The following is a 13195-nucleotide window of genomic DNA, read 5'->3' as shown; positions in this document are numbered from 1 at the left end:
GCATCGCCCACTGCGCCGCGGTCAAATCTCCCCGACCCACGCAAAGATCATCTCGGAAGTGGACCCAGATGATCCACTTCTGAAACAGGCCCTAGAGCTGACTCATCCGGCGCTCCCCGCCCGCCCAGCGGGCAACGACCTCCACCATCTCGGGAAACGCATCGATGAACGCGTCCACGCGATGCCCGTCGAAATCCGCACGCCGCCTGACGCCGCTCTGCATGCAGGCGATGAAACCCAGCCCCGCCCCGTTGGCGGCCTGAGCGTCACCGGGGGAGTCGCCCACGTACACGCACTGACCGGGCTCCAGCCCCGTCGCAGCCAGCAACTCGTCGAAAGCGCGGCCGTCCGGCTTGCCGAAACGCACGTTGCCGGCGTGGTAAACGCCGTCCAACCGGCCCGCCAGGACATGATCCGGGGCCAGCAGATGCTCCACCTCCGCCTCTGTACGCGAGGTCAGCAGCAGGACACCGTGCCCCGCTGCGGCGAGCTCATCGAGCGCCCGCAGGTTCTCCGGCGTGATCGCATCCAGCCGGCCGTCCGCCACGTACTCCCCGAGCACCTCCCGATATACCGCCGCGAACGCCGCGAGATCGACGCCCGGCGAACGCTTCGGCATCGCCTCCAGCAGCGGCAACCCCCACGTGGACAGATGCACCGCCCGGGACATCGGCGAACGACCGAGACGCGCCAGGACCTCGTTCTCCAGCTCGAAACACGCCGCCTCGGTCAGGCAGAGCGTGTCATCCACATCGATCACCACGGCGCGAATCACACCGCCACCCTAACGACGCCACCGCCGGCGCAGCAGACAGGCGGCAGGGGGCGAGCGAGCGAGCTATCCAACGTGCACCTGCTGAGCCGCCCGTACAGCTCGCCGGAAGCGCCCGTCCCCCGCCGGCGAAACCCTGGCCGCCCTTACCCCGCTCGGCGGCCGACGTCGTGACCGCCCTGATCCAGGCAGCCCGCGGCGCAGGCGGCGGGCCGGCTTCGGGTCACGAGCAGGCGGTCGGCTCCAGCCGGGCGGCCGTGCGCTCGTGCTTCGGCTGAGCCGCCGTCTCCTGGGAGCCGAGGAGCGCGCGGGTGAGTGCCTGGCCGTCGCCCGCCATCGCCTGCAGCGCCGTGTCGAAATGATCGTCGGTGAGCACCCGCTCGTCGGAGCGCAACGCGACCAGGATGACCCGGCGCAGCAGTTCTTTGATGAACGACGCCGTGACCCCCTCGGTGGCGGCGACCACCTTGGCGGTGTCGGCGACAATGGGCCGGTTGCGGGCGTACAGGCGGATCAGGCGTTCGCGCGCCGCCGCGTCAGGCGGCGGCACCTCCACCGCGAGGTCCACCCGTCCGGGCCGCTGCACCAGGGCCTTCTCCAGGGCCTCCACCCGGTTGGTGGTCAGGACGAACGTCACGTCGACGTCACCGCTGATCCCGTCCATGGCATCCAGCAGGGAGAACAGCAGCGGGCTGGTCTCGTGGTGGCTGCGGTCCTCGGCGATCAGGTCCACGTCCTCGACGACCACGATGGACGGTTGCAGCTTGCGCGCCACCGCCACCGCGTAGTCGATCTTGCGCATGGCGGGTCCGGTCATCAGCACCGCCGTGTGCTCGCGCAGCCGTCCGATGAGGTAGCGCGTGGTGTGGGTCTTGCCGGTGCCCGGCGGCCCGTACAGCAGCAGCCCCCGGCGCAGGTGCTGGCCGGCCTCGGTGAGGCGGTCGGCGTGCTCGGCGATGCCCACGACGTGGTCCTCGATGGCCTCCAGCCGTCCTTCCGGCAGGACCACCTCGTCGGGGTCCAGCTCGGGGCGGGGCAGGAAGGTGAGCAGTTCGTTCTCCCTGTGCTCGCTGAAGCCGAAGCTGAGCACCTGGCCGCGGAACGGGTCGTTGTCCTGTTTGAGCCGGTTCACCTCGTCGCGTACGGCGCTCGCCACGTCCCGCCGGGCCGCCAGCACGGTGAGCAGGCTGTGGCCGTCGTAGTCGTCCTTGTTGCTCAGCCCGATGAGCACCGGGGTGCCGTCGGGCGCCGCCGTGGCGACCAGGCCGAGCTGCACGATCTCGATCGTGGTGTCGGGGCCGATCGGGGCCGTTCCGTAGTCGGGGCGGCCGAGCATGCGGCTGCCCTCACGCATCGCCGCGAGCAGCATGTTGATGATGCTCTCCCAGCGCCGCTCACCGCCCACGATGCCGAACCACTGCGCGCCGGGGGAGTGGGCGTCCAGGTAGAGGTCGGCGGCGGTCTGCAGCGCGGCGTGCTCGTAGAGCCGGTACTTCTCCTCCACGACGACCACGTCGCTGAGCGGGCAGCCGAGGTGCTCGGTCACCTTGGCGACCAGCGGAGAGGTGGCGTTGGCCTCGCCGATCCGCTCGGCCACCACGGTGTAGACCTGCCGCAGGCTCTCGGCGAGCGCTCGCGCGTCGGCGAGTTCGATGTCGGTCACATCCCTATCATCGCGATCGGGGCGGACGAATGCGCCTGATTAATTGCCATCGGGTACGTCCTGGTGCATCCCGAAATCCCGCGCGGGACCGAGAACGCGTACGCCCATCTGGCTTGCGCCCCACCGCTCCGGCCACGTGAACGGACGCACCGGCGCGGTTGCGCACCGGTTTCCGGGCAGAACCCACAGGGGCAATCCCCTCCAGGCCCGCGAGGGGAACGGCAACTCAACGGGGCGGGAAGTAGCTTTGATCGGCTCGGCGGGAGTGACCCGCTAAGGTGAGGCGCCCCCTCATTCCCGCCGTCGCTGGAAGTGCCACGTGATCTCTCGTTACCGTCTGGGCCTTCCGGCTCTGCTCCTCACGGGCCTTTATCTTGGTGCGCTGGCAGTCGCCGCGGCGATCGCGCTGACCTCTGGCGGTGTCGGCATGTTGTGGCGGCTGACCCTCTTCACACCGGTGGACGAATCTACCCCCGCGACGTGGCCGAACGTACTCGTCATGCTGGTGGCCGGTCTGCCATGTGCCTGGGCACTGTGGCAGTGCCTGCGTGGCCCGCTGGCGGGGCCACCTCCGGAGCAGGACCGCGCCGTACGGGGGTGGCGTCGCCTATCTCGTGCTGGAGCTTGTCGGCCTGCGTATGCCCGACTGGCTCGCGCTGATCTGCGCCGGGGCAGGACTGCTCTGGACGATCCTGATCCTGCGGGCGCAGCGGGAGGATGGGCGCTGGACGCGGTCCACCGTCCGGTACGGCACCGTCGGCTTGGTGGTTCCCTTCGTGTCGATACCGGTGGCCGCGCTGCTCGGAGCAGCCCTTGGAACCGTCTATGCCGACGCCACCACGGCACTCAGCGTCCTGTTCACGATCTGGCTCGCCCGTTCGGCCCACGAGCCCGCGGGACCGACCCAGCCCGCCGGGACCGTCGCGGGCGCTGAGCAAACGGTCATCCAGTCGTAGGTGATGCCGGAGAGCTGTTCCATCCGCGCCGATGAGGCCGGACCGTCCGATACGGGCTGCCGGCCGAGGCTTTGCAGCAACTGCTTCTCCATAGGCCGCCGCCCGGAAGTGATCAGGCGCCGATCCGCCACGATAATCGTGACCGTGATCCTCATGGACGCAGTTCTGGAGACCGACGGAACGGCGGACTTCACCGCCTGGCCGGTCGCTGAACCGGCCACGGACAAAATCCTTGTCCTCTCCGGCCGGATGAGCCCGGCCGAGGTCGGCACCGCGATGGCGGTCATCTTCAGCTACGCCGACATCCCGACTGCGCCGATCAGCGATCTCCACCATCTGCTGGACCGGCATCTGGCCGATGCCGAAGCGCTTATCGCTCCAGGCGGGCTACGGATCAGGGACACGGCCACCAATGCCGAGATCCTGCCGGGATGCTGTTGCGGCCTGGAAAACTGGCGGGAGTGGCGCAACGTCCTGCACAAGCAGGGCATCTGGCTCGGGCACGATCCCGACACCGAGCTCGAATACATCGCCGGAGCCGTCCGGCTCAGGCAGGAGTCAGGCTCACGCTCGCTACCTTCACCCACGCATGAGGTGGAGATCCAGCTCGACGACCTGCCTGCCCTCCTGGCCACAGTGCACCTGCGGCTGCAGGGCTTCCTCAGCCTCGTCGGCCGATGGGCGAGCGAGACCACGCCGCGAGCCGCCGACCGCCTCGTCACCATTCTCGACGAGAACTTCGAAATCAACGGCCCTCTCGAACTCGGCTGAGAACACCACGCGTATCAAGTGCTCAGAAGCCGGGAAGGCGTCGGCGCTGATGTCGGTGGCGAAAGCCAGGAACGCGGTGACGGCCCAGGCGGTCCGGCGGGCGGTGCCGGCCGACCATGTATCTCTCACGATAGGTGACCAAGACTGGGCTCGGTGACAAATGGCAATGGCAAGGAGATCTCACTCCTTGCCATTTTCAGGTTATAGCGCACTGGGGGGCTTGCGGCAAGACCCGGGTGGTGCCTCAAGATGGTCCGCCGAAGCCAGAAAACCTGCGGAAACGGGGGACACGAAATGCGTGTGGTGTTGTCGACGTGGGGATCGCGCGGGGACGTAGAACCCTTGGCGGCACTCGCGGTGAGGCTGCGGGAACTCGGCGCGGAGGCACAGGTGTGCGCTCCGCCGGACGAGGAGTTCGCGGCGCTGCTGGCGCGTGTCGGCGTGCCGCTGGTGCCGCTGGGCCCCACGGTGCGCTCGGTGGTCGCCGGCCCGAAGCCGCCTTCGGCGCAAGCCGCGTTCCGGCTCGCTCCCGAGCTGGTCGCCGCGCGGTTCGACACGCTCACAACGGCCGCCGAGGGATGTGACGCGCTGCTGGCGACCGGCCTGATGCCGGCCGGTGCACGCGACGTGGCCGAGAAACTGGGCATCCGGTACGTGTGCGCCTGCTTCCATATCCTGGGACTGCCGTCGCGGCACTTCCCTCCGGGGGCGCGGCCGGGCCAACAGTCCCCGCCGGGCGAGACCGACAACCGGGTGCTGTGGGAGCAGGACGCCCAGCGGGTGAACGCGTTGTACGGCGAGGCGCTCAACAGCCACCGGGCGGCGATCGGCCTGCCGCCGGTGGACAACGTCCGCGACTACGTCCTCACCGACCGGCCGTGGCTGGCGGCAGACGCGACCCTGTGCCCGTCGCAGGGTATGACGGACCTTGACGTCGTACAGACCGGGGCATGGATCCTGCCCGACGAACGCCCGCTCCCGGAAGAGCTGCAGGCGTTCCTGGACGCCGGCGAACCGCCGGTGTACGTGGGCTTCGGCAGCATGGCCGCGTACGCCCCGAAGGACGTCGCCCGGGTGGCCATCGAGGCGACCCGCGCGCACGGCCGCCGCATCCTGCTCGCCCGCGGCTGGGCCGACCTGGCCCTGATCGACGATCGGGACGACTGCTTCGTCGTCGGCGAGGTCAACCAGCAGGCACTGTTTCCCCGGGTGGCCGCCGTCGTTCACCACGGCGGCGCGGGCACCACGACGACGGCCTCCCGGGCCGGCGCGCCCCAGGTCGTGGTTCCCCAGATCGCGGACCAGCCGTACTGGGCCGCCCGGATCGCCGAGCTGGGCGTCGGCGTGGCACACGACGGTCGGACCCCGACCGTCGAGTCCCTGTCAGCCGCGCTCACCACGGCCCTGGCGCCCGAAACCCGAGCACGAGCCAGGGCCGTGGCGGGCACGATCCACACCGACGGAGCGATGGTGGCCGCGAAACTGCTCCTCGACTCAGCCGGCCGGTAAAGGCCGCCCGTGCCCGCGTGAACGCCCGGCCTGCCGGGCGCGCGGGTGTGGGGGAGCCGCTGCCGGTCTCGATGATGGTGGCATCGAGCTCGCCCGACGCCGGCGGCGCCAGGAACCGATGAGCTTCATCCCGCTGCGCGAGCACCTGGCCGCCGGACCGGACATCGGCTTCGCGGTCGCGACCGAGGAGGCGTATCCGGCCACCGCCGACCGGCTCCACGCGATGTGGCCGCTGGTCACCAGGCTGCGCGCGGTGAGTCGCCCTCACCCGGACGCTCGTCGACGGTGATCGGCACCGAGGTGGCCCGCGCCGTCGGAGCCGGAGGCGGGCGTGTCTACGCGCGGCCGGTCACCTCGTCGCCGGCGGTTCGGGGGAGAAGCAGAGTGGGGATCGCCAGGAGGGCCAGGATGATCGAGAGGAGGACGAACGCCACGCGGTACGGCCCCGCCGCGCCCGCCACCCCGGGTATCGTCTCGCCCAGCCGTACGAGCAGCGCGCCGATCGCCACGCCGAGGCCCGCGCCCAGCTCCTGCAGCGTCGACAGCAGCGTGTTGGCGTGGTTCATCCGGTCCTGGCCGACGTCGGCGAAGGCCACGCTGTTGTACGCGGTGAACCCCGTCGACCGTACGATCCCGCTCACCAGCAGCAGCACGAGGATCACGGGCAGCGGTGTCGTGGGCTCGAGGAACGCCATCCCGACCAGGCACGCGGCGCCGATCACGATCGACCAGAGCAGGACGGTGCGGATCCCGAGCCGGCGCATCAGCGACGTGGTGGCGGGCTTGATCCCGACGTTCCCCACGAACAGTGCGATCACCACCAGCCCAGCCTGCGCCGCCGACCAGCCGAACCCCACCTGGAACAGCAGCGGCAGCACGAACGGGATCGCGATGATCACGCCGCGGTAGACCGACCCGCTCGCCGCCGTGACCCGGTACGTCGTCACCCGCAGGATCCGCAGGTCGACGATCGGGCGCGGAGCGCGCAGCAGGTGCCGTACCGCCAGGCCCAGACCTGCGACCGCGAGCACCAGCGCCACCGCCGTCGACGGCCCGAACCCCGAGCCGAGCCCTTCCAGCGCCACGATCAGCCCCGCGACGCCCACCGCCATGAGGGCGAACCCGGCGCGGTCCAGCGGGTCACGGGCGTCGGCGCGCAGGTCGGGCACGATCCGCAGCGCCACGACCAACGCCGCGAGCCCGAGCGGCACGTTGATCACGAAGATCCACCGCCAGGACGCGTAGTCGGCCAGCAACCCGCCGACGACCGGCGCCAGCACCGGCGCGAGCAGGCCCGGCCAGGTCAGGTACGCGATCGCCCGGACCAGATCGGACTTCTCCGTCGTCCGCAGCACCACCAGCCGGCCGACCGGCACCATCAGCGCACCGCCCGCCCCCTGCACCACCCGCGCGGCGACGAGCGCGGGCAGCGTCGGGGCCAGCGCGCAGCCGAGCGAGGCCAGCACGAACAGCACGATCGCCACCCCGAACACCCGGCGCGGGCCGAACCGGTCGGCCAGCCAGCCGCTGACCGGGATCAGCACCCCGATGGTGAGCACGTACGCGGTGATCGCGACGTTCACGTCGATCGGCGCGATCCCGAGCTCCGCGGCGATACGCGGCGCGGCGGGCGTGATCACCGTGCCGTCGAGTATCTCCATGAAGAACGTGCCGGCGACCAGTAAGGCCAGCCCTCTCTGGAATTCCACGTCGGCAAGGGTATAGACGGCGCAAAACCGGATATTCGGCACCCTCCCCACGGCTTCCCCAGGCCACAGACGAACACCGTCCTTCGCCGACGTCGTCACGATGCCCGAGCTGTGGTACCGAAGGTCATGAGGTTGAACCCGGAGGGGATCGGCCAGACCCCAGGGCTGGGAACCTGGCTCACGCGCACGCGGCCGATCCTCCTGCACGTCGTCCCCAAGGAGACGCCCGGCTTCGTGAAGGTGGGATCAGTCGCGCGCCGATGGGAGCACGGCGACGGCTTCGACCTCGACGAGCTGGTCCTTGTAGCCGAGCACGGTCACGCCGAGCAAGGTGCTGGGCACGTCGTGCTCGCCCATGTACTCCCGATACACCTCCCACACCGTGCCCAGGTCACTCTGCTGGGAGGAGGCCACATAGACCGTGGTCTTGACGACATCGGTCAGCGACGCGCCCGCCCCTTCCAGCGCGGTCACAAGGTTGCGCATCACCTGGTGCGCCTGGCCGGCGTAGTCGCCGACCGCGACGGTCGCACCGTCGAGATCGAGGGGACACGCGCCGGCCACCCAGACAGAACGCACCGGCGCGTCGGCTACCGCGGCATAGGCGTACTCCACCTGCTGCGTGAGCTGGTGGTTGCGGATCAATCTGACGCCGCTGCTCATGTTGTGCTCCATTCCGAAGATTTCACGTGGGCCAGCTCGGCGAGCGGCCCAGGATTGCCACGATCTCATCCAGCCGCGACCCGCCCGACCATGGGAGCGCCGGTGCGAAGGCCGCCCCGGGCGCGAGGCGCGCCTGACCAACGGGTACGGCTTGCGCCACGGCGAGGGCGGCGTCCAGCAGGTCCGGCGGGAAGTCGACCGCGACGCCCAGCGCCTTGGCGAGATCCCAGGAATGCACCACGTAGTCGATGAAGTGGAAGCTGATCGCCTGCGCCCCGGGGAAGGCGCTCCCGCTTGCGAACTCGGGCAGCGGGAACATGCGCTCCAGCACGCCGTCGGCGGCGAAGGCCGCCAGGACGTGTTCGGCGGAGGCCCGGTAGCTCGCCACGGGGTCGTCGCCGAGGGAACGCAGCTTCCACCGGGCGAGATCGCCGTCTCCCCTGGACGCCGCGGCGAAGCCGTAGTGCTGGGTGGCCATGTGGGCGAGCAGGCCGTACACGGTCCATCCGAGGCAGGGCGTCGGACGGGACAGATCCTCGGGCCGCACTCGATCCGCCAGTTCGACGCTGGCGCGAACGGCCTGCGCGTCGAGTGCGACCATGAGCTCATTCATATGCACTCGCATATGATCTGGGGATGCATATGATCTGTCAACCGGATATCTTGGACCTGTGACGGCCCGCCGCGATCTCGCCGAGATGCTGCATCCTCTCCTGCAGTCGCTCATCGCGGCGGAGCTGCCGGTGCTGGCGGCGCATGGGGTCTCCATGTGGGGATACACCGTGCTCGGCGCCCTGGACGACGGCTCCGTACGTACGCAGGCCGCTCTGGCCGAAGCGATCGGCGCCGACAAGACCCGCATCATCGGCACCCTCGACAAGCTGCAGGCGGCCGGGCTGATCACCCGCGAGCCGGACCCGCACGACCGCCGCGCGCGGATCCTCACGATCACCGCCGAGGGCCGCGAGGTGCGCGGGTCGGTGCGGGCCGAGATCCAGGCGAACGAGGAGCGCCTGCTCGCCCGCCTGCCCGCGGCCGACCGCCACGGCTTCCTCCGCGCCCTGCAGGCGCTCCACCGGCTGCCCCGCGAACAGATCACCGAGAGGTCGCGGCTCGACCGGCGTCTCACGCAGCGATCGAACGCGACCCACGACCGTTGAGGAGCGGCCGATCAGCTGGGCTGGCCGGTCGGCATGATGGTGACCTGCTGAAGGTTCACCCGCGGCGGGAGGCTCGCGAGAAACCCGACGGTCTCGGCGACGTCCTGCGGCGTGAGCCACTCCATCGTCTCCTTGGCGCCCTCCAGCCACGCCCGGGCCCCCTCGTCGGTGACGTGGCTCTGCAGCTCGGTCGCGACGATGCCCGGCTCGATCGCCGAGACCCGCACCCTCTTCGCGCCCAGCTCGACCCGCAGGTGGCGGGAGAGATGGGTGACGTACGCCTTGGTCCCGGAGTAGACGGCGAAGTTCGGGAAGATGTTCTGGGCCGCGATCGACGAGGTGTTGATCAGGTCGGCCACTCCGCGCTCGGCGGCGGCCTTCACCAGCTGAGGGGTGAACGCGGCGATGGCGTTCATCAGGCCGGTGATGTTGAGGTCGATCTGGCGCTGCCACTGGGCGGTGGCCAGCTCCTCGATCGGCGCGGGGAGCATGACGCCCGCGTTGTTGAACAGCAGGTCGGCGCCGCCCAGCTCGGCCGCCACCCGGTCGGCGGCCGCCTGCGCCGCGGCCGCGTCGGTGACGTCGACGGCCAGGGCCAGCGCCCGGCCGCCGTTCTTCTCGATCCGGGCGACCAGGTCGTCCAGCCGCTCGGCGCGCCGCGCCAGGACGACGACGCGGGCGCCCAGCTCGGCCAGGTGCTCGGCCGCCGCCTCGCCGATGCCGCTGGAGGCGCCGGTGACGACCGCGACGCGGCCGGTGAGGGGACGGGCAGAGATCTGCGTGGTCATGGTGGGTACCTTTCAAGGTGGGTGAAGTCACAGGTGGCCGTGACTGGCATCGCCGCCGGCCCCCTCATCAGGACACCACCCGCCAGGCCCTCGCAGGCCGTCAAAATGGGCCCTCACCAGGCAGGTCTCCGCGAAACTGGTACTGTCAGGGCCACCCCGGCGAGGACCGGTCGTGCCAGGCTTGGCCACACTGGAGACATGGACCGAAGCAGCGAGATCGCCGACTTCCTGCGCTCACGGCGCGCCGGGATCACCCCCGAGGAGGCCGGGCTGCCCTTCGACGGGCGCACCCGCCGGGTGCCCGGGCTGCGCCGCGACGAGGTGGCCCGCCTGGCCGGGGTCAGCACCGAGTACTACACCCGGCTCGAGCAGGGCCGCGGCGGCTCCCCGTCGTCCGAGGTCGTCGAGGCCATCGCCCGGGCCCTGCGGCTCAACCCCTCCGAGCGCGAGCACCTCACCAACCTGCTGGTCCGCCCCGCCGACGCGCGGCGGGCGCCGGTCAGCCCGCAGCGGGTCAGGCCGGGCCTGCACCTGATGCTGCACACCCTCGACCACGTGCCCGCCTTCATCCTCGGCCGCCGCACCGACGTCCTGGCCTCCAACCGCCTCGCCCGCGAGGTGCTGACCGACTTCGACGCCCTGCCCGCGCCCCGGCGCAACCTGGCCCGCTACTACCTGCTGGACCCCGAGGCCCGCGAAAGGGTCGGCGACTGGGAGCGGATCGCCGCCGAGACCGTCGCCGTCCTGCGCCTGGAGGCCGGCCGCTATCCCAACGACCGCCAGCTCGCCGACCTCGTCGGGGAGCTCACCCTGAAGTCGCCGGAGTTCTCCACCTGGTGGAACGACCACCGCGTGCTGCGCCGCACCCACGGCGCCAAGACCTACCACCATCCCCTCGTCGGCGATCTCCACTTCTCCTACGAGTCCTTCCAGGCACCCGGCGACGTCGACCAGACCCTGTGCGTCTACAACGTCGAACCGGGCTCGGCGACCGCCCAGGCCCTCCAGCTCCTCACCAGCTGGACGGCGCCGCAGCAGCAGGCGCACCCCCGGCCCGGAGCCTCCTGACGCTGCCCGGCGCTCGCCCGGCGGTTCGCGCCGAGCCCGGCCGTCGTCCGTGTCAAGAAGGTTCGGCGGGTTGCTTGCGCAGGCGCCAGGCGGCCTGGGCGCCGAGGCTGGTGTCGATGTGCTCGCGCATCACGCCGGCGGCCGACTCCGCGTCGCCCGCGATCACGTACTCCAGCAGGGCCTCGTGCTCGGCGGCCTTGCGGTCGCGGGCGGCCTGGCCGCGCTCGACCTCCAGGGCGAGGCGGCGATAGCGGTCGGCCTTGTCCCACAGGCCGTCGAGGGTCTGGATGAGCAGGTCGTTGTGGGAGGCCGCGTAGAGGGCGGCGTGGAACTTGCGGTGGGCCACGAACTGCTCGTAGCCAGGGTTGCCGGGCAGCGGCTTGAGGCCCTCGTGCGCAGCGCGCATGGCGGCGATGTCGGCCTTGGTGCGCCGTTCGGCCGCCAGCCCGATCGCCAGCGGGTCGAGGGAGCGGCGCAGCTCCAGCAGGTCGCGGGCCTCCTCGGCGGCCAGGGGCGCGACGCGGGCGTCGCGGTGGGCGTCCAGCTCGACTAGCCCCTCACTTTTGAGCCGGCGCAGCGCCTCGCGCAGGGGAGTGGTGCTGATGCCGATGTCGCGGGCCAGCTGCGCCTGTGCGATGACGGAGCCGGGAAGCAGCTTCCCGGACAGGATCAGCTCTTTGACGCGCAGGTAGGCGAAGTCCGCCTTCGTCGTGTAGAGCTCGGCCGCTGATTCGCTCATCGCTGTCCTGTCTCGTCGGTGACCGTTATAACCTACACCGCCATCCAGTCTTGTCGGCAAGAGTCGGGACCGTTCGTCAGAGAACCAGAGCGCCGGATCGTAGCCGCTATAAGGCATCTAAGAGGCTCTTCCCGTTACATTCCGGAAACGAGGGCTTGACGTCATAGGTTATAACGAAGCAGAGTATGCGGCATCGCAGGCGACGGCTGGTCGGTCGCGCCTGGTCTAGGAGGAAGCACATGACCACCTTCCACCCCACGTTCCGCGCCCTGGGCGTCGCCGTACTCGCACTCGGCCTCCTCACGGCCTGCGGCGGTGGAGGCAGTAATGGAGACGGGGCGGCGAAACAGCCGCCGCCGAACACGATCGCGACGGGACAGGCCCCGTCCTACTACCCGAGCGACTATGCCCAGCTCATCGAGGCGTCCAAGAAGGAGGGCGGCACCCTCACCATCTACTCCAACACCGACCAGGAGAACTGGGCGCCGATCTTCCGGGACTTCGAGAAGAAGTACCCCTGGGTGACGAAGATCGCGGCCAACAACCTGGACAGCGACGAGGTGTTCCAGCGGGTGCTCAGCGAGCAGGCCACCGGCAGCTCGCCCGCCGACCTGGTCGTGTCCAACGCCGCCCAGGCCTGGGCCGACTTCGCCGCCCGGCCGGGAACCCTGATGGAGTACGCCTCGCCGGAGAAGGGCAAGCTGCCGGACTTCGGCGAGCTGCTGCCCAACGTGTACGCCATGTCGGCCGACCCCATGTCGATCGCGTACAACACCTCGCTGCTGCCCGGGAAGCCGACCGGGCTGAAGAGCCTGGCGGCGATCCTGGCTAAGGACCCCACCCAGTACAAGAGCAAGATCACCACCCGGGACGTGAGCGGCGCGTTCGGCTTCACCGTCTCGCACGCCTTCGCCGAGGCCCGCCCCGACTCCTGGGCCTCGCTGCAGTCGGTGCTGCCGCTGGCCAGGCCGGAGACGTCGTCCGGCACCCAGCTGGAGAAGATCACGTCCGGCGAGTACGTGGCCGGCTTCTTCGTCAGCGCCGCCCCGGCGTACCCGGTGGTGGAGAAGAGCGGCGGCCTGCTGGCGATCTCCTTCCTCGACGACGGCACGGTCGTGCTGCCGCGCGGCGTGGGCATCGCCGCCAAGGCGCCGCATCCGGCGACCTCGAAGCTGTTCGTGGACTTCGTGCTGTCGCAGGAGGGCCAGCGGGCGGTGGCCGAGGGCGGGCTGACCTCCTACCGCGACGGCGTCGCGACCGGCGACGGCCTGCACACCTATCAGGAGCTGGTCAAGGCCGTGGGCCAGGCCAACATCATCCTCGCCAAGTACGCGAAGGTCCCCGACGCCGAGGTCAAGTCGTTCACCGGCAAGTGGAACGGCCTGCTCGGCCGCTGA

General features: G+C 70.3%; 14 protein-coding genes. 7 read left to right on the top strand and 7 right to left on the bottom strand.

Annotated features, from left to right (window positions below; translation table 11 throughout):
• Nucleotides 1-91 precede the first annotated feature (91 nt).
• Nucleotides 92-775 (bottom strand): HAD family hydrolase, encoded by a 684-nt coding sequence (locus ABZX61_RS63515; protein WP_355212438.1) that lies wholly within the window; start codon nucleotides 773-775, stop codon nucleotides 92-94.
• A gap of 220 nt (nucleotides 776-995) precedes the next feature.
• Entirely contained in the window at nucleotides 996-2435 is a 1440-nt protein-coding gene (locus ABZX61_RS63510; protein ID WP_355212435.1) for an ATP-binding protein, read from the bottom strand.
• A gap of 548 nt (nucleotides 2436-2983) precedes the next feature.
• Here ABZX61_RS63510 and ABZX61_RS63505 point away from each other — a divergent pair.
• The 4 genes from ABZX61_RS63505 (at nucleotide 2984) to ABZX61_RS63490 (ending at nucleotide 5960) form a co-directional block, all read left to right on the top strand.
• A complete protein-coding gene (locus ABZX61_RS63505; RefSeq protein WP_355212432.1) occupies nucleotides 2984-3391 on the top strand; it encodes a hypothetical protein in 408 nt (135 codons plus the stop codon).
• 153 nt (nucleotides 3392-3544) lie between these two features.
• On the top strand, nucleotides 3545-4162 hold the full coding sequence (locus ABZX61_RS63500; RefSeq protein ID WP_355212444.1) for a hypothetical protein: 618 nt from the start codon (nucleotides 3545-3547) through the stop codon (nucleotides 4160-4162).
• Nucleotides 4163-4504: 342 nt separating this feature from the next.
• Nucleotides 4505-5671, top strand: a complete 1167-nt coding sequence (locus tag ABZX61_RS63495; RefSeq protein WP_355212429.1) for a glycosyltransferase — start codon at nucleotides 4505-4507, stop codon at nucleotides 5669-5671.
• Between the two features lie 118 nt (nucleotides 5672-5789).
• The gene (locus ABZX61_RS63490) at nucleotides 5790-5960 is read left to right on the top strand and encodes a hypothetical protein (RefSeq protein ID WP_355212426.1); all 171 of its coding nucleotides are present in this window, start codon (nucleotides 5790-5792) and stop codon (nucleotides 5958-5960) included.
• Nucleotides 5961-6006: 46 nt separating this feature from the next.
• Here the strand turns inward: ABZX61_RS63490 and ABZX61_RS63485 are convergent, their stop codons facing one another.
• The 3 genes from ABZX61_RS63485 to ABZX61_RS63475 all read right to left on the bottom strand — a co-directional run bounded on the left by ABZX61_RS63485 (nucleotide 6007) and on the right by ABZX61_RS63475 (nucleotide 8656).
• The gene (locus ABZX61_RS63485) at nucleotides 6007-7380 is read right to left on the bottom strand and encodes an MFS transporter (RefSeq protein WP_355212423.1); all 1374 of its coding nucleotides are present in this window, start codon (nucleotides 7378-7380) and stop codon (nucleotides 6007-6009) included.
• Between the two features lie 246 nt (nucleotides 7381-7626).
• A complete protein-coding gene (locus tag ABZX61_RS63480; protein ID WP_355212420.1) occupies nucleotides 7627-8043 on the bottom strand; it encodes a RidA family protein in 417 nt (138 codons plus the stop codon).
• 22 nt (nucleotides 8044-8065) lie between these two features.
• A complete protein-coding gene (locus ABZX61_RS63475; RefSeq protein WP_355212417.1) occupies nucleotides 8066-8656 on the bottom strand; it encodes a TIGR03086 family metal-binding protein in 591 nt (196 codons plus the stop codon).
• A gap of 58 nt (nucleotides 8657-8714) precedes the next feature.
• Here ABZX61_RS63475 and ABZX61_RS63470 point away from each other — a divergent pair, with 58 nt between their 5' ends.
• A complete protein-coding gene (locus ABZX61_RS63470; RefSeq protein WP_355212414.1) occupies nucleotides 8715-9203 on the top strand; it encodes a MarR family winged helix-turn-helix transcriptional regulator in 489 nt (162 codons plus the stop codon).
• Nucleotides 9204-9214: 11 nt separating this feature from the next.
• Here ABZX61_RS63470 and ABZX61_RS63465 read toward each other — a convergent pair whose 3' ends face one another.
• A complete protein-coding gene (locus ABZX61_RS63465; RefSeq protein ID WP_350742447.1) occupies nucleotides 9215-9991 on the bottom strand; it encodes an SDR family oxidoreductase in 777 nt (258 codons plus the stop codon).
• A 198-nt stretch (nucleotides 9992-10189) separates the two neighbouring features.
• On the opposite strand from ABZX61_RS63465, the gene ABZX61_RS63460 reads away from it, so the two are divergent.
• Nucleotides 10190-11059 (top strand): helix-turn-helix transcriptional regulator, encoded by an 870-nt coding sequence (locus ABZX61_RS63460; protein ID WP_355212411.1) that lies wholly within the window; start codon nucleotides 10190-10192, stop codon nucleotides 11057-11059.
• Between the two features lie 52 nt (nucleotides 11060-11111).
• Here ABZX61_RS63460 and ABZX61_RS63455 read toward each other — a convergent pair whose 3' ends face one another.
• Nucleotides 11112-11798, bottom strand: coding sequence for a GntR family transcriptional regulator (locus tag ABZX61_RS63455; protein WP_350742451.1), 687 nt, complete (start codon nucleotides 11796-11798; stop codon nucleotides 11112-11114).
• A 239-nt stretch (nucleotides 11799-12037) separates the two neighbouring features.
• On the opposite strand from ABZX61_RS63455, the gene ABZX61_RS63450 reads away from it, so the two are divergent.
• On the top strand, nucleotides 12038-13195 hold the full coding sequence (locus ABZX61_RS63450) for an extracellular solute-binding protein (protein ID WP_355212407.1): 1158 nt from the start codon (nucleotides 12038-12040) through the stop codon (nucleotides 13193-13195).

Source organism: Nonomuraea sp. NPDC003709, assembly GCF_040610775.1.
GTDB lineage: Bacteria > Actinomycetota > Actinomycetes > Streptosporangiales > Streptosporangiaceae > Nonomuraea > Nonomuraea angiospora_A.
The sequence above is the reverse complement of the archived record's forward strand: the minus strand, read 5'-3'. Positions and strand labels throughout refer to the sequence as shown.